Annotated in this window: 16 protein-coding genes; 7 read left to right on the forward strand and 9 right to left on the reverse strand. The window is 72.8% G+C overall.

Annotated elements, in window-relative coordinates:
- Positions 1–10 precede the first annotated feature (10 nt).
- Genes cydD through BLT52_RS03705 form a run of 3 tightly spaced genes read right to left on the reverse strand, consistent with a single transcriptional unit; the run spans position 11 to position 6221 of the window.
- Positions 11–3721 (reverse strand): thiol reductant ABC exporter subunit CydD, encoded by a 3711-nt coding sequence (gene cydD, locus BLT52_RS21820; protein WP_090590756.1) that lies wholly within the window; start codon positions 3719–3721, stop codon positions 11–13.
- Positions 3722–3724: 3 nt separating this feature from the next.
- Complete coding sequence (cydB, locus tag BLT52_RS03700; RefSeq protein WP_090590758.1) at positions 3725–4753, reverse strand: cytochrome d ubiquinol oxidase subunit II; 1029 nt, start codon at positions 4751–4753, stop codon at positions 3725–3727.
- A gap of 13 nt (positions 4754–4766) precedes the next feature.
- Positions 4767–6221, reverse strand: a complete 1455-nt coding sequence (locus BLT52_RS03705; RefSeq protein ID WP_090590761.1) for a cytochrome ubiquinol oxidase subunit I — start codon at positions 6219–6221, stop codon at positions 4767–4769.
- 84 nt (positions 6222–6305) lie between these two features.
- On the opposite strand from BLT52_RS03705, the gene BLT52_RS03710 reads away from it, so the two are divergent.
- From BLT52_RS03710 to BLT52_RS03740, 7 genes are all read left to right on the forward strand, one after another.
- Entirely contained in the window at positions 6306–7409 is a 1104-nt protein-coding gene (locus tag BLT52_RS03710; RefSeq protein ID WP_197679180.1) for a LacI family DNA-binding transcriptional regulator, read from the forward strand.
- Between the two features lie 124 nt (positions 7410–7533).
- A complete protein-coding gene (locus BLT52_RS03715; protein WP_090590764.1) occupies positions 7534–8055 on the forward strand; it encodes a class II aldolase/adducin family protein in 522 nt (173 codons plus the stop codon).
- Positions 8056–8057: 2 nt separating this feature from the next.
- Entirely contained in the window at positions 8058–9173 is a 1116-nt protein-coding gene (chvE, locus tag BLT52_RS03720; RefSeq protein WP_269457583.1) for a multiple monosaccharide ABC transporter substrate-binding protein, read from the forward strand.
- A gap of 73 nt (positions 9174–9246) precedes the next feature.
- Complete coding sequence (gene mmsA, locus BLT52_RS03725) at positions 9247–10809, forward strand: multiple monosaccharide ABC transporter ATP-binding protein (protein ID WP_269457584.1); 1563 nt, start codon at positions 9247–9249, stop codon at positions 10807–10809.
- Positions 10793–12025: a multiple monosaccharide ABC transporter permease gene (gene mmsB / locus BLT52_RS03730; RefSeq protein WP_090590766.1), complete on the forward strand. Its 1233-nt coding sequence runs from the start codon at positions 10793–10795 to the stop codon at positions 12023–12025. The genes mmsA and mmsB overlap by 17 nt, the downstream gene beginning before the upstream one ends.
- Before the next feature lie 146 nt (positions 12026–12171).
- Complete coding sequence (locus BLT52_RS03735; RefSeq protein ID WP_090590768.1) at positions 12172–12579, forward strand: BlaI/MecI/CopY family transcriptional regulator; 408 nt, start codon at positions 12172–12174, stop codon at positions 12577–12579.
- A 7-nt stretch (positions 12580–12586) separates the two neighbouring features.
- Positions 12587–13489, forward strand: a complete 903-nt coding sequence (locus BLT52_RS03740) for a M56 family metallopeptidase (RefSeq protein WP_231946490.1) — start codon at positions 12587–12589, stop codon at positions 13487–13489.
- Between the two features lie 150 nt (positions 13490–13639).
- Here BLT52_RS03740 and BLT52_RS03745 read toward each other — a convergent pair whose 3' ends face one another.
- From BLT52_RS03745 to BLT52_RS03775, 6 genes are all read right to left on the reverse strand, one after another.
- Complete coding sequence (locus BLT52_RS03745; protein ID WP_090596268.1) at positions 13640–13939, reverse strand: thiamine-binding protein; 300 nt, start codon at positions 13937–13939, stop codon at positions 13640–13642.
- A 545-nt stretch (positions 13940–14484) separates the two neighbouring features.
- Positions 14485–16746 (reverse strand): family 78 glycoside hydrolase catalytic domain, encoded by a 2262-nt coding sequence (locus BLT52_RS03750; RefSeq protein ID WP_090590770.1) that lies wholly within the window; start codon positions 16744–16746, stop codon positions 14485–14487.
- A 314-nt stretch (positions 16747–17060) separates the two neighbouring features.
- The gene (locus BLT52_RS03755; protein ID WP_090590773.1) at positions 17061–20249 is read right to left on the reverse strand and encodes a family 20 glycosylhydrolase; all 3189 of its coding nucleotides are present in this window, start codon (positions 20247–20249) and stop codon (positions 17061–17063) included.
- A gap of 223 nt (positions 20250–20472) precedes the next feature.
- Positions 20473–21426, reverse strand: coding sequence for a Clp protease N-terminal domain-containing protein (locus tag BLT52_RS03760; RefSeq protein ID WP_090590775.1), 954 nt, complete (start codon positions 21424–21426; stop codon positions 20473–20475).
- Entirely contained in the window at positions 21423–21674 is a 252-nt protein-coding gene (locus BLT52_RS03765) for a hypothetical protein (RefSeq protein WP_090590778.1), read from the reverse strand. The genes BLT52_RS03760 and BLT52_RS03765 overlap by 4 nt, the downstream gene beginning before the upstream one ends.
- 282 nt (positions 21675–21956) lie before the next feature.
- Entirely contained in the window at positions 21957–23363 is a 1407-nt protein-coding gene (locus tag BLT52_RS03775) for a CCA tRNA nucleotidyltransferase (RefSeq protein WP_090596269.1), read from the reverse strand.
- Between the last annotated feature and the right edge of the window lie 134 nt (positions 23364–23497).

The raw sequence follows: 23497 nt of genomic DNA on the forward strand, positions 1-23497 counted from the left end.
TTCCTTACTCCTAGGAGGTGCCGACACTCGTCCACGACGACCCCACCGGGACCGCGGTCACGACCTGGACGGTGTCCCCCCAGGCCTCGAGGAAGACCTCGGGCTGGTGACTCACCGCCACGACCGGTGCCTGCGACCAGATGGCGTCGACGTCGCACAGCAGAGCCCTGGCCGTGTCGGCGTCCAGGTGTTCTGTGGGCTCATCGAGGATCACCGTAGCGGGCCGGGCGAGCAAAAGCCGCGCCAGGGCCACCCGGCGCGCCTCGCCGCCGGAGATCCGGGCCCCGTGCTCCCCCACCATCCGAGCGGGATCCAGGTCCAGCCCGACGGCCGCCAGCACCTGCCGGACCTCCTCCGCCGAGGCGTCCGGACGGCCGAGACGGACGTTCTCCGCGACGGTGGTGTCGAACAGGTGGGCGTCCTGGGTGAGGCAGCCCACCGGGCCACCCACGGCCAGCTCGCCGCCCAACGGTGCCAGCCGCCCCAGCAGCGTCGCCACTAGCGTGGACTTGCCCACCCCGCTCGGACCCACCACCACGATCCGGGCGCCCGGGGCGACGTCCAGGTCGAGCGGGTCGAGCAGGGGACGGTCGCGACCCACCAGCAGCCGCTCCAGCCGCAGCCCCGGACGTCCCAGCGCCGGCACCTCCGGCACCCGCAGCGGTGGCGTGGCGGCCACCTCGTCCACCCGGGCCAGGGCCGCACGCACCCGCATCCGGGTCTGCAGCGTGTCCGACAGCGGCAGCAGCAGCTCGTGCAGGGCCAGCGGGGTCAGGGCCAGCACGGCGAGCACGATCGGGGCCAGCTCACCGGCCGCGACCGCCCGGGCGCCGACCACCAGCAGGGCCACCTCGGTGACGCCCAGGGTGGCGAAGGCGGCCAGCTGGCCCAGCCCGCGCGCACGGGCCGCCCGCTCCTCGGTGCGGCGGACGGCCGCGTCCCGCGACCGCACCTCGGCCAGCGGCTCGCGCTCGTGGCGGGTGGTGTGCAGCAGCGCCGCGTGGCGGTGGACCAGCAGCACCTGCTCGGCCAGCCACCCCCGCAACCGGGCCACCCGGGCGTCGTCGCGGGCCGAGACCCGGGCCGCCAGCACCGGCCAGACCAGACCCGCCAGCAGCAGGTGCACCGCCAGCACCGCACCGGCGGCCGGGACCAGCAGCCCGAACCCGACCACGGCCAGCCCACCCACCGTCCAGGCGGCCAGCAGCGGGAGCCGGACCCGGACCACGCGGTCCTGCGCGGACTCGGTGTCCAGCACCAGCCGGGAGACGAGGTCACCGAGACGCCGGCCCAGCAGGTCCGAGCCGGCCAGCCCGGTGTAGCTGCGGAGCCGGGCCGCCGCCTGGTGGCGCAGGCCGAGGCGGTGCGAGGCGAGCCGGTCCAGGTAGCGCAGCACGCCGCGGCTGAGACCGAAGAACCGGACGCCGGTGACGGCCACCATCAGGTAGAGGACGGGGGGCTGCTCGGAGGCCCGCGCCAGAAGCCACGCGGAGGTCGCCATCAGCGCTACTCCGGCGGTGGCGGCACCGACGGCGAGCGCGGTGGCTCCGGCGGTCAGTCGCTTCGTGGGCAGGTGCGGTACCGGGGGTGCTCCAGGGACGGTGTCCCGCCCGGTCGAGCCTCCTCCTCGTTCCTCGGAGGAGTTCTCCCAACGCCCGCCACTCCCCGACACCGTCCCTGGAGCACCCCCTTCGGGTACGGGCTGGAACGCGCCTGGGCCGGTGGTGACGCGGGGCTCGCCGTCGGCGCCGCCACCGTCGGCGGGGCTCGTGGCGAGGGCTGTCGCGCGGTCGGGGGTGGTGGCGGCGGGATCGGTGAGCGTGAGTGAGGAGCGGGAGGTGGCGGGTGCAGCCGGGACGGTGGTCGCGGTGCCCAGGGTGGCGGCAGCACCTGCAGTGCCGACCGTGGTGCTGGCGCGAGCGTCCGGGACGGTCACATCGGCGTAGGCGTCGGCGTCCGGGGTGGCGGCAGGGTCGGGGACGGGAGCTCCGGCGTTGGCGTCCGGGGTGGTGGCGGTACCGGGGACCGGGGGCGTGGTCGGGGTGTCCGCGCTGTCGGTGGTGCTGGGGGTGGAGGGGTGGGTGAGGTGGAGGACGCGGTCGGCGGCGGCGAGGACGGGGATGCGGTGGGAGACGACGAGGACGGCGACGCCGAGGGATCGGAGGGAGCGCACGACCCCGGCCTCGGTGTCGACGTCGAGACCGGCGGTGGGCTCGTCGAGCAGGAGCAGGCGGGCGCCGCCGCAGTCGATGGCCAGCAGCGCCCGGGCGAGGGCGACGCGGCGGCGCTCGCCGGCGGACAGGCCGGTGCCGTCGGGGGCGACGACGGCGTCCACGGGCAGGTCGGTGGCGTCGGCCAGGTCGAGGGCGCGGCGGACCCGGCCGACCGGGGCACCGGGGGCTCCCATGGCCACGTTCTCCCCCACGGTGGACGGCCAGAGGTCGGCGTCCTGGCCGACCCAGGCCACCAGCCGGCGCCAGCGGTCCCGGTCCAGCGCGGTCAGGTCGACGCCGTCCAGGGCGATCCGTCCGGCCGTCGGCGCCAGGTGACCCAGCAGGGCCGTCATCAGGGTGGACTTGCCCACCCCGCTGGGTCCGGCCACGGCGACGACCTCGCCGGGGCGCAGCACGAGGTCCAGGCCCTCGACCACGGTGCGGTCCCCGCGTGCCAGCGAGACCCCCTCCACCGACAGCACCTCGAACCGGTCGGCGCCGGCCACGTCCGGCCACGCCGGCCGGGAACCGGCGACCTCCTCGGGGGCACCCTGCTCCGGGTCGCCGTCCAGGAGGGAGAACGCCTGCTCCGCGGCGGCCATGCCGTCCACGGCGTCGTGGTAGCGGCTGCCCACCTGCCGGAGCGGGAGGTACACCTCCGGCGCCAGCACCAGGACCATCAGCCCGAGCACCAGCGGCATCTCACCGTCCACCACCCGCAGGCCGATGCCCACCGCCACCAGGGCCACCGAGAGGGTGGCCAGCAGCTCCAGCACCAGGGCGGAGAGGAAGGCCACCCGCAGCGTCTGCAGGGTGGCGGCCTCGTGCCGGGCCTCCACCCGGCGCAGCCCCTCCACCTGCGCCCGGGCCCGTCCCAGCACCTGGAGCGTGGGCAGACCGGCCACGAGGTCGGCGAAGTGGTGGCCCAGCCGCGCCTGCGCACGCCAGCCGGCGTCCAGGCGGTCGCGGGTGACCAGGCCGACCAGCACCATGAACACCGGGATCAGCGGCAGCGTCAGCACCACCACGACCAGCGAGGTCGGGTCGGCCCATCCGATGGCCAGACCCACCATCACCGGCACCACCACCGCCAGCACCAGCTGCGGCAGGTAGCCGGCGAACCAGCCGTCCAGGGCGTCCACGCCGCGGGTCACCAGGGTGTTGAAGGCGCCGCCGGAGGTCGAGGTGTCGAAGGGGCGGTCCAGCCGGGCGCGGACCAGCTCGGCCCGCAGCTGGGACTTCACCCGGGCCGAGGCCCGGGACGCGGCCCACTGCTGGACGGCGGCCAGCGCGCCGCGCACGACGAAGGAGAGCCCGAGCAGGGCCAGCCCGCGGGTGTGGTCGGTCAGCGGGCCGCCGCCCACCAGGTCGGCCACCACCTGGGCCAGCAGCCAGGCCTGCACGATGACGGTGCCAGCCTGCAGCACGCCCACCCCCACCAGCGCAGCGATGGCGCCGCGGGTGTCGCGGCTGCGGCGCAGCAGCCGGGGGTCGACCGGTCCGGCCACGGCTCAGGCCCCCCGGCCGGCGGCGACCAGCTCGTCGTCGGGCATGTGGTGGGTCCCCAGCCGCTTGCGGAACACCCAGTACGTCCAGGCCTGGTAGCCGATGATCACCGGCAGCGCGACGACCGAGACCACGGTCATGATCGTCAGCGTGTACGGCGTGGAGGAGGCGTCGGCGATGGTCAGGTTCCACGCCGGGTCCAGCGAGGACACCACCACGTTCGGGAACAGCGTGACGTAGAGGGTCCCCACCAGCGCGGCGACGGCCACCGACGTCCCGGTGAAGGCCCAGCCCTCGCGTCCCAGCCAGGCCGCCAGCAGACCCAGGGACAGCGCGGCCACGGAGAGACCCCCCGTCACCAGGGTCAGCACGGTGTCGGAGTGGGCCATCGACGTCCACAGCACCAGCGCGGTCAGCGACGTCCCGGCCACGGCGCCGAGCCGCAGCGCCAGCGCACGGGCCCGGTGCCGCAGCGGCCCCACCGTCTTGAGCGCGGTGAACAGCGCGCCGTGGGTGAGGAACAGCGTGCTCGTCACCAGCCCGCCGAGCAGCGCGTAGGGGGTGAACAGCTCGGCCAGCCCGCCGACGTAGACCGCGTCGGCGTCGATCGGGATGCCGCCGACCAGCCCGGCCAGCAGCACGCCCCACACCACCGCGGGGACCACCGAGCCGGCGGCGATCGCCCACTCCCAGCGGCGCTGCCAGGCGAGGTCGGGACGCTTGTGCCGGAACTCGAAGCCGACGTTGCGCACGATCAGGGCGACCAGGACCAGCAGCAGCGGCAGGTAGTAGGCGGAGAACGTGGTGGCGTACCACTCCGGGAAGGCGGCGAACATCGCCCCGGCAGCCGTGATCAGCCAGACCTCGTTGCCGTCGAAGACCGGTCCGACGGTGTTGATCATGACGCGCCGTTCCCGGCGGTCCCTGGGGAGGGTGTGCAGCAGCATGCCCACCCCGAAGTCGAACCCCTCCAGCACGAGGTAGCCGACCCAGAGCACGGCGACCAGGCCGAACCAGATGACGGGGAGATCCATGATCAGCTCCAGCTCAGTAGGCGAAGGTGAGCGGCTCGTCGTCGGCGAGCACGCGCGGTGGCGGGGCCTCGTCCAGGCCCTTGCGGATCCAGGTGAGCATCAGCCGCACCTCGACCAGGGCGAGCACGGTGTAGACGGCGGTGAAGGCGATCATCGAGAAGGCGACCTCGAGCACCGACGTGGACGGGGACACGCCCGCGCTGGTCGGCATCAGCCCGAACACCAGCCAGGGCTGACGGCCCGTCTCGGTGAAGATCCACCCGAAGGAGTTGGCCAGCAGGGGCAGCAGCGGGAGCGCCACCAGCAGCGGCGTCCACCGCCCGGTCGGGACGCGGCCGCGCCGGGTGACCCAGAGCAGCAGCGCGCCGGCGGCCAGCGAGGCGAACCCCAGCCCCATCATCAGCCGGAAGCTCCAGTAGGCCAGCGGGATGTTGGGTGAGTAGGTCCCCGGGCCCCAGGTGGCCTCGTAGGCCGCCTGCAGCTCGTCGATGCCCACCACCTCGCCGTCGAGGGTGCCGGTGGCCAGGAAGCTGAGCACGTAGGGGACGGTCAGCGACCACACCTCGTGCTGGCCGTCCAGGGTGCCGATGGTGATCACGGAGAAGTCGGCGGGCTGCTGGGTCTCCCAGGCCGCCTCGGCGGCGGCCATCTTCATCGGCTGGACGTCGTACATCACCTTGCCCTGCAGGTCGCCGGTGAGGACGACCCCGACGCCGGCCACCAGCAGGGTCACCGCCCCGAGCCGCAGCGCCGAGACCCAGGTCCGCCGGGCCTCGCGCTGCTCCTCTCCCGGCACCTCGGCGTCCGGCTCGTCGCCGACCGCGGCGGCGGGAGCCGGTGCGGTGCGGAAGAGGTGCCAGGCGGCGACGGCGGCCACGAAGGCACCGGCGACCATGAAGCAGGCGAAGACCTGGTGCGGGAAGGTGACCACGGCCACCGGGTTGGCCAGCACGGCGCCGAAGTCGGTCAGCTCGGCGCGACCGCGCTCCTCGTTGATCCGGAAGCCGACCGGGTTCTGCATGAAGGAGTTGGCGGCCAGGATGAAGTAGGCGCTGAACACGGTGCCGAGCGAGGCCAGCCAGATGCACATCAGGTGCAGCTTGCGGGGCAGCCGGTCCCAGCCGAAGATCCACAGACCCAGGAAGGTGGACTCCAGGAAGAAGGCCAGCAGCGCCTCCAGGGCCAGCGGCGCCCCGAACACGTCGCCCACGAACCGGGAGTACTCGCTCCAGTTCATCCCGAACTGGAACTCCTGCACGATCCCGGTGACCACGCCGAGGATGAAGTTGATCAGGAAGAGCTTGCCGAAGAAGCGCGTCAGCCGCAGCCACCTCTCGGCCCCGGTCCGCACCCAGGCGGTCTGCATGCCGGCGACCAGGGCGGACAGCCCGATCGTCAGCGGCACGAAGAAGAAGTGGTACACGGTGGTGATCGCGAACTGCCACCGGGCGAGGTCGACTGCTTCCATGCCCCCAATCTACTACTGCGCGTCGTACTAGTCTCTGTCGTACTCGTCACATCCCCGCGACACGGGCGCGGCATACTGGCGGGCGTGACCGTACACATCCGCGGCGGCGAGGGCGGGGCCTCGCCGGAGCGGGGGCGCACCCCCAACATCCGTGACGTCGCCCGGCTGGCCGGGGTGTCCTACCAGACGGTCTCCCGGGTGCTCAACGACTCCCCCAGCATCCGACCGAGCACCCGCGAGAAGGTGCTCGCGGTGATCGAGGAGGTCGGCTACCGACCCAACGTCGCGGCGCGCGCCCTGGTCACCAGCCGCTCCCGCACCATCGGCGTGCTCTCGATGCAGAGCGCCACCCACTACGGCCAGACCACCAGCCTCTACGCCGTCGAGGCCGCGGCCCGGGAGGCCGGCTACCGGCTCAGCATGACCACCGCCTCCTCCGCAGACGCCTCGGCGATCAGCTCCGCGGTGGATCACCTCACCAGCCAGGCCATCGAGGCCCTGATCGTGATCGCGCCGCAGGCCCGGGTCTTCGCCGCCATCGAGCAGCTGCCGGTGACCATCCCGGTGGTGACGCTGCAGCCGGTCACCGGCACCGGGCGACGCCGAGTCTCCACCGACCAGGTGGCGGGCGGGCGCATGGCCACCCGGCACCTGATCGAGCTGGGCCACACCGAAATCATGCACCTGGCCGGCCCCCAGGACTGGATCGAGGCCGAGGCCCGGATGCAGGGCTTCCTGCAGGAGGTGACCGAGGCCGAGCTGCGGGTGCGCGCGCCGATCCTGGGCGACTGGACGGCCCACTTCGGCTACTACGCCGGCATGGAGCTGCTGCGCTACTGCGACTTCACCGCCGTCTTCGCCGCCAACGACCAGATGGCCCTCGGGTTCGTGCACGCCTGCCGGGAGAACGGGCTGGACGTCCCGGGCGACATCAGCGTGATCGGCTTCGACGACGTCCCGGAGGCGGCCCACTACGCCCCCGCGCTGACCACCGTCCGGCAGGACTTCACCGAGCTGGGACGCCGAGCCGTCCGCGTCCTGCTCGCCGAGCTGGAGGACGTCAACGGTGACCGGCCGGCCTCCCAGGAGGCCACCGGCGGGTCCGTGACGCCCTCCCCGGAGCCGGCCGTCCCGGTGGAGCTGGTGGTGCGGCGCAGCACGGGCCGACCGCCCGTTATGCAGTCGTGACGTCCTCTCGTTGACAGATGTGACCGTTTCGCCGTTAACTGTCCGACGGCGCGTGTGACCGGTCACAAGACCGCCGCGCCGGGCTGCCCACGGGGGAGCAGCCCTCGGAGAGGACGACGACGTCATGGCACCAGAGGACACCGCTGCCGCGCGGAGCACTCCTGCTCCCGCCGTGCTCCGCGTGTCCCCCGAGACCCAGGTCCGCATCGCCCGCGCCCGCGACGAGGTCGTGGCGGCGCACACCGAGCTCGGACGCCGCGGCCTCACCGGCGCGGGGGACGTCTCGGTCTCCGCCCGGGTGGTGGGGGCCGACCTGCTGGTCATCACCCCCTCCCCCGCCGGTGCGCCGGTCGGGCCGGAGTCCCTGCTGCTCTGCGACCTCGACGCCCGTCCGGTCGCCGACCTGCCGGGTCTGACCCGGGCCAGCGCACCCGCGGCCGCCCGCCACGCCGAGGTCTACACCGGACGTCCCGACGTCGGCGGTGTGGTGCTGGTGCCCTCGCTGGCCCTCCTCGCCGTCGGCCCCGACGCCCCCGAGGCCGCACGCACCGCGGCGGCCTCCCACAGCTTGCCGGCACCCGGTGCCGGGGAGGACCTGCACAGGGTTGCGGGTCGGGTACCACCACCACAGTCGCGAAAGGACTGATCGTGAAGAACAACCGTATCCTCGCCGGCATCGCCGCCGGCGTGATCATGGTGCTGACGCTGGTCGGGTGCTCCGGCAACCGCACCGGCGGCGCCGAGCCGGGCACGGAGCCCGTCGAGGGCAGCCGGGTCGGCGTCGCGATGCCGACCCAGCAGTCCGAGCGCTGGATCGCCGACGGCGCCAACGTCAAGGCCTCGCTGGAGGAGCTCGGCTACGTCGTCGACCTGCAGTACGCCAACGACGACATCCCGACCCAGGTGCAGCAGATCGAGAACATGATCACCAGCGGCGCCAGGGCCCTGGTCATCGCCTCCATCGACGGCACCACCCTGACCGACGTGCTGCAGCAGGCCAAGGACCAGAACATCCCGGTCATCGCCTACGACCGTCTGATCAACGGCACCGAGAACGTCGACTACTACACGACCTTCGACAACTACGAGGTCGGCGTGCAGCAGGCCACCTCGCTGCTGACCGGGCTGGGCGTCCTCGACGAGAACGGCGAGGAGACCGGCGAGGAGGGTCCCTTCAACGTCGAGCTGTTCGCCGGTTCGCCCGACGACAACAACGCCAACTTCTTCTGGGACGGCGCGATGGACACCCTCAAGCCCTACATGGACTCCGGCGTGATCACCGTGCCCAGCGGCCAGACCTCCTTCGAGCAGGCCGCGATCCTGCGCTGGCTGCCCGAGACCGCCCAGGAGCGGATGGAGAACATCCTCACCGTCATCGGCGACACCGAGCTGGACGGCGTGCTGTCCCCCTACGACGGCCTCTCCATCGGCATCATCTCCGCCCTCACCAGCGGCGGCTACTCCGCCGACGCCCTGCCGGTGATCACCGGTCAGGACGCCGAGGTCGGCTCGGTGAAGTCGATCATCGCCGGTGAGCAGTACTCCACCATCTTCAAGGACACCCGGGCCCTGGGCGACCAGGCCGTCACCATGGTCGACTCCGTGCTGAAGGGCGAGGAGGTCGAGGTCAACGACACCGAGACCTACGACAACACGGTCAAGGTCGTGCCGGCCTACCTGCTCGAGTCCGACATCGTCACGGTCGACAACTACGAGGAGCTGCTGGTCGACAGCGGCTACTACACCGAGGACGACCTGAAGTGACCTCCGCCGGCGCCCGGGTCCGTCCCGGGCGCCGGTGGTCACCCACCACCACAGACAGGCAGGAGGGCAGGCAGTGGAGCAACCAGTGGTGACCGAGGACACCGTCCTCGAGATGATCGGGATCACCAAGACGTTCCCCGGTGTGCGCGCGCTCAGCGACGTCAGCATCGACGTCCGGCGGGGCAGCGTGCACGCGATCTGCGGCGAGAACGGGGCCGGCAAGTCCACCCTGATGAAGGTGCTGTCGGGGGTCTACCCGCACGGCAGCTACGAGGGACGGATCGTCTTCGAGGGTGCTGAGGTCGCCTTCCGCGACATCAACGACTCCGAGCGCTCGGGCGTCGTGATCATCCACCAGGAGCTGGCGCTGAGCCCGTACCTGTCGATCGCGGAGAACATCTTCCTCGGCAACGAGCAGTCCCGCGGCGGCTGGATCAACTGGGACGTCACCAACGCCAAGGCCTCGCAGCTGCTGAAGCGCGTGGGGCTGAACGACAACCCGGCCACCCGCGTCAACGAGATCGGCGTCGGCAAGCAGCAGCTGGTGGAGATCGCCAAGGCGCTCTCCAAGGAGGTCAAGCTGCTGATCCTCGACGAGCCGACCGCGGCCCTGAACGACGAGGACTCCGCGCACCTGCTGGACCTGCTCCGCAACCTCCGCTCGGAGGGCATCACCTGCATCATCATCAGCCACAAGCTGAACGAGATCAAAGCCATCGCCGACGAGGTCACCATCATCCGCGACGGCCGCACGATCGAGACGCTGCAGACGTCCGGGGTCACCGAGGACCGGATCATCAAGGGCATGGTCGGCCGCGACCTCGAGCACCGCTACCCCGACCGCGACGTCGAGCTGGGCGAGGAGGTGCTGCGGATCTCCGACTGGACCGTGCACCACCCCACCGAGAGCGACCGGGTGGTCATCCACTCCGCGAACCTGCACGTCCGGGCCGGCGAGGTCGTCGGCATCGCCGGGCTGATGGGTGCCGGGCGCACCGAGCTGGCGATGAGCGTGTTCGGGCAGTCCTACGGCTCGCGCATCTCCGGCACGGTGGCCATGCACGGTCGGCCGGTGAAGGTCCGGACGGTCTCGGAGGCGATCAAGCACGGCATCGCCTACGCCACCGAGGACCGCAAGCGCTACGGGCTCAACCTGATCGAGGACATCAAGCGCAACATCTCCTCCGCCTCGCTGCGCAAGCTGGCCCGGTTCGGGTGGGTCGACGGGGAGGAGGAGCAGACCGTCGCCGAGGGGTACCGCCGCTCGATGAACATCAAGGCGCCCTCGGTCGCGGCCATCACCGGGAAGCTCTCCGGTGGCAACCAGCAGAAGGTCGTGCTGAGCAAGTGGATGTACTCCGACCCGGAGGTCCTGATCCTCGACGAGCCCACCCGCGGCATCGACGTCGGGGCGAAGTACGAGATCTACACCATCATCAACGCGCTCGCCGCCGAGGGGAAGGCGATCGTGGTGATCTCCTCGGAGCTGCCCGAGCTGCTCGGCATCTGCGACCGCATCTACACCCTGTCCGAGGGCCACATCACCGCTGAGGTGCCGATCGAGCAGGCCACCCCGGAAGTCCTCATGCAGTACATGACCAAGGAGAAGGAACCCGACCATGTCCTCGATCACTGAGTCCCGCGCACCGCGGCCGACCTCCCGGGACACCCTCAGCTTCCTGACCGGGCAGATCCGCCAGATCGGGATCTTCATCGCCCTGCTGGTGATCGTGATCCTCTTCCAGGCCCTCACCCAGGGCCGGCTGCTCACCGCCGGCAACGTCAGCAACATCATCGTCCAGAACAGCTACATCCTGATCCTGGCCATCGGCATGGTGAAGATCATCATCGCCGGTCACATCGACCTGTCGGTCGGGTCGGTGGCCGCCTTCGTGGGTGCCGTCTCCGGCGTGATGGTGGTGTCCTGGGGCTGGCCGTGGTGGCTGGCGATGATCCTCTCCCTGGTGATCGGGGCCCTGGTGGGCGCCTGGCAGGGCTTCTGGGTGGCGGTCGTCGGGATCCCCGCGTTCATCGTCACCCTGGCCGGCATGCTGATCTTCCGCGGTCTGACCCAGATCGTGCTGGGCAACACCCAGATCACCCCGTTCCCCGACGAGTACCGCCAGCTCGGCGGCGGCTACCTCTTCCCGGACCTGTTCCCGGCCTCGTCCTCCCCGGCGGAGTGGATCACCGTCGGTCTCGGCGTGGTGACCCTGCTCGCGTTCGTGATCCAGCAGGTGACGGGTCGCGCCAAGCGGGTGCGGCTGCACCTCGAGAGCGAGCCGGCCGGCTGGTTCTGGGCCAAGACCGCCTTCATCGCCCTGATGATCGCCTACGTGACCTACCTGCTGGGTGTGGCGGTCGGCTCGCGCGGCACCCCGGTGGTGCTGCTGGTGCTCGGCATCCTGGTGATCACCTACACGATGGTGATGAACCGCTCGGTCTTCGGCCGCCACGTCTATGCCGTCGGTGGCAACCGCCACGCCGCGGAGCTGTCGGGGATCAAGACCCGTCGGGTCGACTTCTACCTGTTCGTCAACATGGGCGTGCTGGCGGCGCTGGCCGGTCTGGTCTTCACCGGTCGTCTGAACTCCGCCGGCCCGGGCGCGGGCAACCTGTTCGAGCTGGACGCCATCGCGGCGAGCTTCATCGGTGGCGCGGCCGTCACGGGTGGTATCGGCACCGTGGTGGGTGCGATCACCGGTGGTCTGATCATGGGTGTGCTGAACAACGGCATGTCCCTGCTGGGCATCAGCACCGACTTCCAGGCCTTCATCAAGGGTCTGGTGCTCCTGCTCGCTGTCGCCTTCGACATCTTCAACAAGCGCCGGGCCAACGCCGCCCGCGGCTGACCCTCCGGCCGGCCGGACGCCGCCGGCACCGAACGGGCCTCCGCGGCTCGCGAGGTGCCGGTGGCGTCCTCCGTCCCTGCCGGGGAGCGTCGAGCTGGTCCACGTCCGGCATGGGCTCCTACGGGGTGTCGTAGTAAGGTGGTCGGGTGAACAACCTGGGTGAGCTGGAACGAGCGGTGATGGAGCGGCTGTGGGCCGCGGGTCAGTCGCTGTCGGTCCGTGACGTCCACTCGGCGCTGGGCGACGAGCGCGACCTGGCGTACACGACCGTGATGACGGTGCTGGACCGGCTGGCCAAGAAGCACGTGGTCAACCGGGAGCGCGACGGCCGGGCCTGGATCTACCGTCCGGTGCAGAGCCGGGAGTCCATGGTGGCCGACATCATGCACACCGCCCTGGACGACCGCGACGTCGACCGCACCGCCGCGCTGGTCGCCTTCGTCGACCGGGTCTCCCCCGCCGAGATGGCGCTGCTGCGGGAGGCCCTGGGCGAGGTCGAGGCCCGGGCCGCTGGCCGCCCCGGCCCGCTGCCGCCCGGCTCCGACCAGGCCTGAGACCCCCGTGTCGCCGCTGGCCGGGGTGCTGACGGGGCCGCTGCTGGCCTGTCTCGCCCTCGTCCTGGTGGCCCCCGGGCCCCAGTGGGTGCGGCGGTGGACGTTCCTGCACGCCGTCCCGCGCCCGGCCACCGTGCTGTGGCAGGCCGGCACGGTGAGCGCCCTGGTCGCCGCGGTCGGGGCCGGGGTGGTGACCGCCTGGCAGCTCTCGGTGATCGGCGCCGGGCACCCGCTGCTGACCGCGGTGATGGCGCTGGCGCTGCTGTTCTCCCTCAACGTCGTGGTCCGGCTGGTCTGGGGGGTGGTCGTGGTGACCCGTCAGACCGCCCAGCGCCGGGCCCGGCACCGTCGCTCGGTCGACCTGCTAGCCACCGTCGCCCCCGCCGGTGCCCTCGAGCCGGGGGTCGACGCCTCGGGGGTGCGGGTGCTGGCCGAGGCGATGCCGATGGCCTACTGCCTCCCCGGGGTGCGCGGGTCGCGGCTGGTGGTGAGCACCGGCACCCTGGAGCAGCTGGAGCCCTCGGAGCTGGCCGCGGTGCTGGCCCACGAGCGGGCGCACCTGCGGGCCCGTCACGACGTGGTGCTGGACTGGTTCGCCTCGGTGCACCGGGCCTTCCCGCTCCTGGTGCGCAGCGACGTCGCGCTGGACGAGTGCCGGCTGCTGGTCGAGATGCTGGCCGACGACGTCGCCCGCCGCGAGGTCGGGTCGGTGCCGGTGGCCCGGGCCCTGGTCCGGATGGCCGGCAGCCCGGTGCCCAACGCCGCCCTCGGCGCCGGCGAGGTGGCGGTGCTGGAGCGGGTGCGGCGGCTGTCGGACCCGCGCGAGCGTCCGGTGCTGGCCGCGGCGGTGTACGCCCTGGCCGTCGGACTCGTGGCCCTCCCGGTGGCCGGCCTGCTCGTCCTGCTCTGAGACCTCGGCTCTCCGGGGCTCGACGGGTCCGAGCAGCAGACGTCGAGACCGGCTCCGAGGCTCGGCAGCAGCGAAGGCACTGTCTCGTGACGGGCCGAAGCCCCAGGACGTCGCGACCGTGCTGGACCGGTGCGGAGCCGCCGGGCAGTGTCAGTCGGAGAGGTGCCGCTCCACACGTTCGACCTTGGCGGTCAGCTGGCCGGTGTGACCGGGGCGGATGTCGGCCTTGAGGACGAGGCTGACCCGCGGGGAGTGGGCGGCGAGGGCGTCCACGCACTGCTTGACCACGGCCATCACCTCGTCCCACTCACCCTCGAGGTTGGTGAACATGGCGTTGGTCTCGTTGGGCAGACCGGAGGCGCGGACGATCCGGACCGCCTCGGCCACGGCCTCGGAGACGCCGCCGGTGTCGTCACCGGCGGCCGGGCTGATGCTGAACGCGACGAGCATGCCCCCCACCCTGCCACCCCGCTCCCCACCCACCGCACCGCCCTCACCGCCCACCCCGCACTCGCGCTCCACGCAACGCAACGCAACGCGACCCCTCTGCTGCCACGTCCCCCCTACTGCCACGTTGCCCCGTCTACTGCCACGTCGCCCCGTCTATAGAAGGGGCGAGGTCGCCGCAGACGGGGCTACGTCGCAGAGAGGCGAGCACGAGCAGGGTGGTGGTGCAGGACGCTCGCCAGCGCGGTTGGCCTCCAGCGGGTCGCCGTGGTCAGGGCAGAGACGGAGACGGGGCACCGGTGGGAAGCAGGTCAGGGGCGGGTCCCCTCCACACGTGCAGCGGGCAGGCCCGCATGGGAGGGGCATGCCAACAGCGCGGGACAGGCTCGCGCGACCGGCAGACCAGCAGCGCGACCGGCACACCAGCAGCGCGACCGGCACACCAGCAGCGCGACCGGCAGACCAGCAGCAGGACGCGCGCCGGGCAAGGCGCAGCGGCGTCACCTCCGCACCGATGTCGGTGCGGGAGTGACGCCGCGGCCAGGCGTTCACACCGTGGCGGTCACCGTGTGGGTGCCGGCGGCGAGCTCCTGGTCCGGGGCGCCGGGCAGCTGCACCAGGGCGGACGTCCCCTCGGGCACGGTCACCTGGACGGTCAGCCGGTCGCCCTCGCGGTCCCAACGGACCCGGGCCCGGCCGTGCGGGGTGTCCAGGGCGCTCTCGGCCCAGCTCAGCCCGCCACCGGGACGCGGCGCGACCAGCAGCCGGGCGTACCCGGGCTCGAGGGCGGCCAACCCGCCGACGACGCGGTGCAGCCAGTCCGCCACCGCACCGAGGGCGTAGTGGTTGAAGCTGGTCATCTCGCCGACGTTGATGGTGCCGTCGGGCATCATCGAGTCCCAGCGCTCCCAGATGGTCGTCGCCCCCATGGTCACCGGGTACAGCCAGGACGGGCACTCCCGCTGGAGCAGCAGCCGGTAGGCCTCCTCGACGTGGCCGGTGCTGGTCAGGGCGTCGGCGATGAACGGGGTGCCGGCGAACCCGGTGGAGATGCGGAACCCGCTCTCGGCCACCAGCTCGGCCAGCCGCGTCCCCGCCGCCTCCCGGTCGACGGCGTCGAGCAGGTCGAAGACGATGGCCAGGGAGTAGACGGTGGTGCAGTCGCTGTGGACCCGGCCGTCGTGCACGTACTCCCGGTTGAAGGAGGCGCGCAGCTCCTCGGCCAGGGTGGCGAGCTCCGCCTGCTCTTCGGTCCGCCCCAGGACGGCGGCCGCCTCGGCCACCAGCCGGGCGCTGCGCGCGGCGCAGGCGGTGGCCACCACGGACGGGTCGGCCTTGGCCCGGGCGGCGTCCTCCGGCGGGGCGTCGGGGTCGAGCCAGTCCCCGAACTGGAAGCCGGTGTCCCAGAGCCCGTTCGGTGACAGCTTCGAGCGGACCCGGCGGACGTGGGCGGTCATCGAGTCGAAGGTCTCGGCGAGCACCACCGGGTCTCCGTGGGCCTGCCAGACCGCCCACGGCACCCACACCGCCGCGTCGCTCCACACCGCCGTGGTGTCGACCGGTTGGAAGTCGGGCGGGTTCGGCATCCGCTTGATCAGGTCGGGCACCACGTAGGGCACCATCCCGTCGTGGTGGCTCTGCTCCAGGGCCAGGTCGCGCAACCAGTCCCGGAGGAAGTCCTGGACGTCGAAGAGCCGGACCGCGGTCGGGGCGAAGGCGGCGATGTCCCCGGTCCAGCCCAGCCGCTCGTCGCGCTGCGGGCAGTCGGTGGGGACGTCGAGGAAGTTCCCGCGCATCCCCCAGACCACGTTCTCGTGCAGCTGGCTGACCAGCTCGTCGGAGCAGGCGAAGTGCGCGGTGCGGCGCAGGTCGGAGCTGACCACCACCGCGGTCAGGCCCTCGACCAGGCCGTCCGGGTCGCCCGGCCAGCCGTCCACCTCCACGTAGCGGAAGCCGTGGAAGGTGAAGGTCGGCTCGAAGACGTCCTCGCCGCCGCTCAGGGTGAACCGGTCGGTGGCCAGCGCCCCGCGCAGCGGGCGGGTACCCAGCTCCCCGTGCTCCAGCACCTCGGCGTGCCGCAGCGTCACCGTCCGTCCTGCCTCCCCCGCCACGCTGACCCGCACCCAGCCGACCAGGTTCTGCCCGAAGTCGACCAGGGTCCTCCCGGCCGGACTGGTCCACACACGCTCCGGCACCCGCTCGCTGATCCGCCGCACCGGCGGGGCGACGTAGGGCTGGAGGACGGCGCGGTCGACGTCGACCTCGTGCACCCCGGCCCAGGAGGAGTCGTCGTAGCTGACCTCGGTCCAGCGAGGGTCGTGCCGGCGGGCGTCGATGCTCTGCCCGTCGTAGAGGTGGTTGGCGGTCACCGCGCTCGGGCCGGCCCGCCAGTCCCGGTCGCTGCCCACCACCTGCTGGTGGCCGTCGGCGAAGGTGACGGTCAGCTCGGCCAGCACGGCCAGCTCCTCGCCGTAGGGCGCCGTGCGGGTGCCCCACCCCAGCGGGGCGCGGTACCAGCCGTTGCCGAGCGCCACCGCCAGCACCGTCTCCTCCCCGTCCAACAGCGAGGTGACGTCGTGCTCGGCGTAGCGCAGACGCCACTCGTAGCTGCTCCACCCCGGGGTGAGGACGTCGGCGGTCACCGGGCGGCCCCCCAGCCAGACCTCCCCGACCCCGAGGGCCGTCCAGCGCAGCACCGCCGACGTCGGCGCACCGTGGCCCTGGTCGAGACGGATCCTCCGGCGCAGCAGCGGGGCGCCCTCGAAGTCGGCGTCGGGGGCGACGAAACGGACGGTCCAGGCGTGGCTCATCGGGTCGACTCCTGTGTCGGTGGGGGTGTGCTCGACAAGCCTCCCAGCAGCCGTCCCCGCGGAACAGAGGGGCGGGTACCCCGGTTGTGGCAGGTGACCGGCACGGCCCGAGTCCCCGGGCCCACACCACGCCGTCGCGGAACCCGTTCGTCGGGGCCGCGAGTGCGCCATCCGCCACGAGGCGACCACCGTGCCGGTCCTCAGCTCCCTCCCCACCGCGCTCCTGCGACGACCCGGACGCTGCCCTGCTGCGCGCGCCAGCCCGTCCGCCCAACCTGCCCGGTTGGTCGGCTCTGCGCCCTGTGCTGCCTCGACTACCTGACGGCGATGTCGAAGATGCGGTGGAAGAACGGCCCACCCTGCTCCGAACGCGGGAGCACCACCTGGGCCACCGTCTTCCCCGGGTCGAGCGGCACCCGCTGCAGGAACACGTTGGCCGGACGCTCCACCCGGCTGCCGTCGCGGAAGTTGTTGTAGCCGGTGCCGACCGCCAGGCTCGACCCGCCCGAGGCCGGCTGGTGCCAGTCGGGCGTGACCAGCCGGAAGTCCTGCTCGGTCCCGTCGGTGTAGACGACGGTGCCCGTCCCGCTGACCGGGGCGTAGGCGCCGGTCAGCAGGAACCCGAGCTCCTCGCCCCGGCCCTGCACCTCCACCCGCTGACCCGCCGCCCGGACGTGGTCGGGAGCGCCGAGCCCGTCCGGCCAACGGAGCTCGAACCCTTCCCGCACCAGCGGCTCACCGGGCCGGACGCCCTGCGCAGCCAGGGCCTGCAGGGAGAGGGACGAGCCGTCCCCGTCCACCCCGCCCCCGAGCCAGGCCGGTCCGGGATCGGCGTCGTCGGTCACCGCGTGCGCGTCGAAGGCCGACGCCAGGTCCCGGTAGGGCTGCTGCATCGTCACGGTCAGATCGGGCAGGTCGACCTGCTGGCGACCCGAGGTCACCTGGACGCCGAAGACCAGCTCCAGCTCCCCGGGCGGCGCCGCGGAGGTGACGTCGAAGCGGACGGTCTGCGTCCGGCCGGAGGCGACCGCGACCGGACGACGAGCCGGTGACACCTCCACCCCCTCGGGTGCCTGGGCGGTCACGACCGCACGGATCGGCTGGCTGGTGGAGTTGAACAGCTCGATCTCCACCCGGGCGGTGCCGTCGGTGACGTGCTCGCTGGCGCTGCCCACCGTGGCCAGCAACGGGACCGTCCGGGCGGTGAAGGGGGCCGACAGGTCCAGCCCGCGGGGTCCGCGGACGTGGACTGTGCCGCCCCAGGTGTCCAGCCGCGGGTAGGTGTGCTCGGCACGGACGGTGAGCAGGTCGCTCTCCCGACCCGATGCCGGGGCGACGACCTCGGCCTCGGACTCGGTGCCGTCACCCCACTCGATCGTCGCGCTGAGGGTGCCGGGGTCGGCGCCGGGCACGGCGACGTCGGCGACGACACCAGCCACGCTCCGGGTGCGGTCCAGGGTGAGCACCCGTCCGGCTGCCTCGCCGGCCCAGTCCACCTCGGGGTCCACCCAGAACCGGGTCCCGGCGAACATCCACCGGGCCCCCTGGTGCCCCATCCGGGCCAGCAGGGGGGTGACGTCCTGGGTCGCCTCCGCCGGGGACCAGGCCTTCTCCAGGATGGCCGGCAGCCGGGGGAAGACCTGCTGCTGGATGTCGGGCAGCCCGCCCGTCATCCGCTCACCCCAGATCGGCGCCTCCAGCCCGATCACGTCGGCCGGCTGGAACCCGTACGCCTCGGGACGCTCCCCGGTCCAGCTGTCGACCAGGTCCTCGGGGTCCCAGTCGTAGGACATCCGGGTGCCGTGGCGGGGGTAGGGGTAGTCGAGGTAGAGCTGCTGGGTCGGTGAGACGATCACGGGTCGCCGCGGCTCGAACCACGACCGGTTCATCTCCCGGCTCTGGTCCTGCCAGTAGTGGTGCACCGTGCTGGGGTCCAGCCCGACGCCCGGGGCCGGGGACCAGCCGATCATCGTCTTGCCGTGTGCCTGCACGATCGACTCCGCGCGCCGCACGAAGTCGACGTAGTCGTCGTGGGCCATCGGCGCCTCGTCCGCACCGATGTGCAGGTACTCGCTCGGTGACAGCGCCGCCACCTCGCCGAGCACGTCGTCGATGAACCGGTAGGTGGTCTCGCTCGTGGGGCACAGCACCCCACCACCGCAGGTGAGCTCGGGGTAGGCCGCGATGGCCGCGGTCGCGTGGGCCGGCATGTCGATCTCGGGCACCACCTGGACGAAGCGCTCGGCGGCGTAGGCCACGATGTCGGCGAACTGCTCCTGGGTGTAGAAGCCGGTGCGCCCGCCGGGCATGGACATGGCACCGCCCACCTCGGTCAGCCGCGGCCAGCTGTCGATCTCCAGCCGCCAGCCCTGGTCGTCGGTGAGGTGGATGTGCAGCACGTTGCCCTTGGAGGCCACCAGGTCGTCGATGATCGTCTTCACCTCGTCGACCTCGACGAAGTTGCGCGCCGGGTCGATCATCAGGCCGCGGTGGGGATAGCGCGGGTGGTCGGTGATGCTGACCGGCTCCACCGTCCAGGGCCCCGGCCGCAGCACGTCGCCGTACACCGACGCGGGCAGCAGCTGACGTAGGCTCTGGGTGCCGTTGAAGAGCCCGTGCGCGGTGGCGGCCCTGATCGCCACCCCGTCCGCGCTCACCTGGAGCGTGTAGCCCTCCGCCGCGGCGTCTCCGGTGGCGGCGGACTCGTCGAGCTCGAGCAGGACGTCCCCGGCCCGGGCCCCGTCCCGGGTCACCGGCAGCGCCAACCCGGTGGCCGGGCGCAGCTCCTCGGCCAGCAGACGGGCGACCGCGAGCGCCCCCTCCCCGGCCGCCACCACCCGGGTGGAGGTCCCGAGCTCGAACGGCTCGCCCTCGCCGGGCACCAGGCTGACCGGGGCGGGCAGCACCCGTCCCTCCTCCCCGGCGCCGGGCGGCGGGGCGTCCCAGACCTCGAGGGACCAGATCGAGTAGCCCCAGCCGGTGGCCAGCCGCACCCCCTGCACCCGCACGAAGGAGACGGGCTCGCTGCGGCCGACCTGGAGCACCTCCCGGCCACCGCGCCCGTCGTCCACGTCGACCACGGTCTCCCACTGCTGCCCGTCGTCGGAGACCTGCAGCTCGTACTCCGCGGCGTGGGCGTTCTCCCAGTAGACGACCACGTGGTCCACCGGGCTGGGCTCGGCCAGCTCGACCTGCACCCAGTCCCGGCTCGGGTCGTGGCTGCTGGCCGGCGGGTCGACCACTCCCTCGCGGGCGTAGTCCGAGCCCCACCGGGTGCCCAGGTCACCGTCGTTGACGTGCTCGGCGGCGAAGCGGGCAGGATCCCCGGTGTAGACGGTGGCCGCGCTCGCCGTGCCCGTCAGCGCGACGTCCCGGCCGACCGTCGGGGGCGGCGGCTCGGCCGCGGCCCGCCCGGCGGGGAGCAGCACCGCCAGCAGGGTCAGCGCCAGCAGGAGGGCGGCGACGGTACGGGGCCTCGTGGGGCCAGGAGCACGTGGGGGCATGGCGCGTCCGATCCGTCCCGCGGCCAGACGGGATGCGTCATCGGCACCGCGGGTCCGGGCCCAACCTAGGGAGTGCCGGGGGGCGGCGACAAGGGGTCCGGCCCCGACGAGGCGGCGGCGCTCCGGGCCGAGCGGCGGTCCGGTCAGGTGCCCGTGGGCGTCCGGGTCGACGCCGTCGCAGCGCGACGAGGGTGCGCGGCCGGGCCGCGGCCCACCCGGTGACTCAGCGGAGCGCCCGGGACAGGCCGCCGGCGAGGCTGATCAGCACCTGACGCATGAAGAGGCGCTGGACGCGGACGAGCCGTCGCGGCAGCACGCCTCGCCAGCCCCTCCGCTGTCGGGAGGCCAACCGCAGCACGACCCGGGTGCCACCGGTGGTGGGCAGCACGACGACCCGCAGACGCTGGCGCGTGGTGCGTCCGCGTCGGCCCTGCCAGGACGTGTCCCACTCGACGTGGCTCCCGGGGTGCCGCTCCAGCTCGACCAGGTCCATGGTGGTCGGCGGGTCCTCGGCGGCGGGGCGGCGCCGCTCGGGACGTCCGGAGGTGGTCTCCACCCGCCACCTGCCCTCGCCGACCGCCTCGACCGAGATCGCCAGGATGTCCCACTCCGGGCGGCGGAGCGGGTCCGCGACCAGCGTCCACACCTCCTGCGGCGCAGCCGGGACGAAGCCGATGTGGGTGTGGCTGACCCAGCTCAGGTCCTCGGACAGCGGGTCCACCGGAGGCGGGTCGACCCCGTCGTCCAGCCCAGCCCGCAGCACGTCCTCCTCGACCCCGAGCCGGGCGACCACCCGGCCTACGAAGCCGGACGGCTCGTCGAGCAGGGCGTTCAGCAGCCCCAGGTCGTCGGACCAGTCCTTGATCCCGCGCATCACACCCAGGGCGCGCTCGGACCAGTCCAGACCCGCACCCTCGCGCAGCTCCTGGGGCGGCACCCGTGGCGAGGTGACGCCGAGGCGTGCCACCAGCTCGACGTGCTCGGTCTCCACCGCGGTGCGGGCAGCGGCCAGCATCACGCCACAGGACCGCAGCACCGCACCGGCCCGCCCGTCGGTCAGCAGCAGGGCGAGCAGGACGTGCTCGACGTCCACCTCGGGGTGGCCGAGACGGCGGGCTTCCTCGCTGGCCACCAGCGAGATCCGCTGGCTGGCGGCGAAGAGGTCGGACAGGCTCATGGTCGGCTCCTCCGGGGGACGTCGATGGTCGGGTCGATGCGCTTGGCGTACTTCTTGTGCACGGCCTGCCGGGTGACGCCCAGGGCCTCGGCCACCTCGGCCCAGCTCATCCCGGCCCGCAGCGCGGCCTCGACCTGGCGCAGCTCGAGGGACTCGGTCAGCACCCGCAAGGAGGCCACGGCCCGCAGCCCCCTGGCCGGGTCCTCGGTGTCGGCCGCCACCTCGGTCACCGGTCGGCTGGTCGTCATGGTGTCAACCTAGGTTGCTACTCCCGTCGCTGTCAACCTCGGTTGCCTAGCGTCTGCGGTCAGAGGGTCGCCACCGGCCGTCGCGGACGACCATCCGGCCGCACTCGCGCCACGTCGAGCGTCCCCAGCCGCCGTGGCCCACCACGCCGTGGCCGAGTGCGGTCAGGTCGTCGCTCACGGGCGGTCGGAGCGACGACTCGGCCGCACTCGCGGCGCCGATGCGTCGGGCGGGGCCGGGGCCGGGGCGGAACCGGAGGTCCGGGACGGACGAGGAGGTGGTGCTCAGCCCGAGCGCTCGGCCCACCAGCGCCGCAGCTCCGCCTCGGCGGTCTCCGGGTCGGCGGGGCCGTGCTCCATCCGGTACTCGAGCATGTGCGTGTAGGCCTGGCCGACCTCCCGGCCCGGGGACAGACCCAGCAGCTCCATGATCTGGTTCCCGTCCAGGTCGGGCCGGATCGAGTCCAGCTCCTCGGCCTCGGCCAGCTCCGCGATCCGCTCCTCGAGGTGGTCGTAGGCCTCGCGCAGCCGGGCCGCCTTGCGCTGGTTGCGGGTGGTGCAGTCGGCCCGGGTCAGGATGTGCAGCCGCTCCAGCTCGTCCCCGGCGTCGCGGACGTAGCGGCGCACGGCGGAGTCGGTCCACTGGCCGTCGCGGTAGCCGTGGAAGCGGAGGTGCAGCTCCACCAGGTGGCTGACGGCCTTGGTCTCGTCGGTGGAGAACCGCAGCGCCTTCATCCGCTTGCGCACCAGCTTGGCCCCGACCACGTCGTGGTGGTGGAAGGACACCTTGCCGCCGGGCTCGAAGCGGCGCGTGGCCGGCTTGCCGATGTCGTGCAGCAGCGCGGCCAGCCGGTTCACCAGGTCGGGACGGTGCTCCAGCCGGTGCTCCAGCTCGATCGCCTGCTCCAGCACCGTCAGGCTGTGCTCGTAGACGTCCTTGTGGCGGTGGTGCTCGTCGCGCTCCAGCTGCAGCGCGGGCAGCTCGGGCAGCACCCGCTCGGTCAGCCCCGTCCGCACCAGCAGGTCGAGCCCGGGGCGCGGACGTGCGGTCAGCAGCAGCTTGGTCAGCTCGTCGCGGACCCGCTCGGCGGAGATGATCTCGATCCGCTCCGCCATCGCCGTCATGGCCGCCGCCACCTCCGGCGCCACCGTCAGCCCCAGCTGGCTGGAGAAGCGGGCCGCGCGCATCATCCGCAGCGGGTCGTCGCTGAAGGACTGCTCGGGGGTCCCGGGGGTCCGGATCACGCCCGCGGCCAGGTCGCCCAGCCCGTCGTGGGGGTCCACGAACACCCCGCCCGGCACGGTGACGTCGATGGCCATCGCGTTCACCGTGAAGTCCCGGCGCACCAGGTCCTCGGTGAGGGAGTCCCCGAAGCGGACCTCCGGCTTGCGGCTGTCGGTCTCGTAGGCGTCGGTGCGGTAGGTGGTCACCTCGATCACCCAGTCCACGCCCTCGGCCTGGACCCGGCAGCCGATGGTGCCGAAGGCCTTGCCGATGGTCCACACCGACCGGCTGAACTGCCGCAGCAGCCGCTCCACCTCGTCGGGGTGGGCGGAGGTGGTGAAGTCGAGGTCGTGGCCGAGCACCCCGAGCAGGGCGTCGCGGACCGAACCGCCCACCAGGTGGAGCTCGTGGCCCGCGTCGGCGAACAGGTGACCCAGCCGACCCACCACGGGGGTGATCCGGAGCATTCCGCTGACGGCGTTCTGCTGGGCTTCGTTCAGGCTGGGCACGGCCGTCCAGCCTACCGGCTGCGGTCCCGGGCGACCCCTCCCGCGACTCGGCCCTCCCGCGGGACGCCAGCGGGTGCCCTACCTCCCGCCCG

The organism is Auraticoccus monumenti, from assembly GCF_900101785.1.
GTDB lineage: Bacteria > Actinomycetota > Actinomycetes > Propionibacteriales > Propionibacteriaceae > Auraticoccus > Auraticoccus monumenti.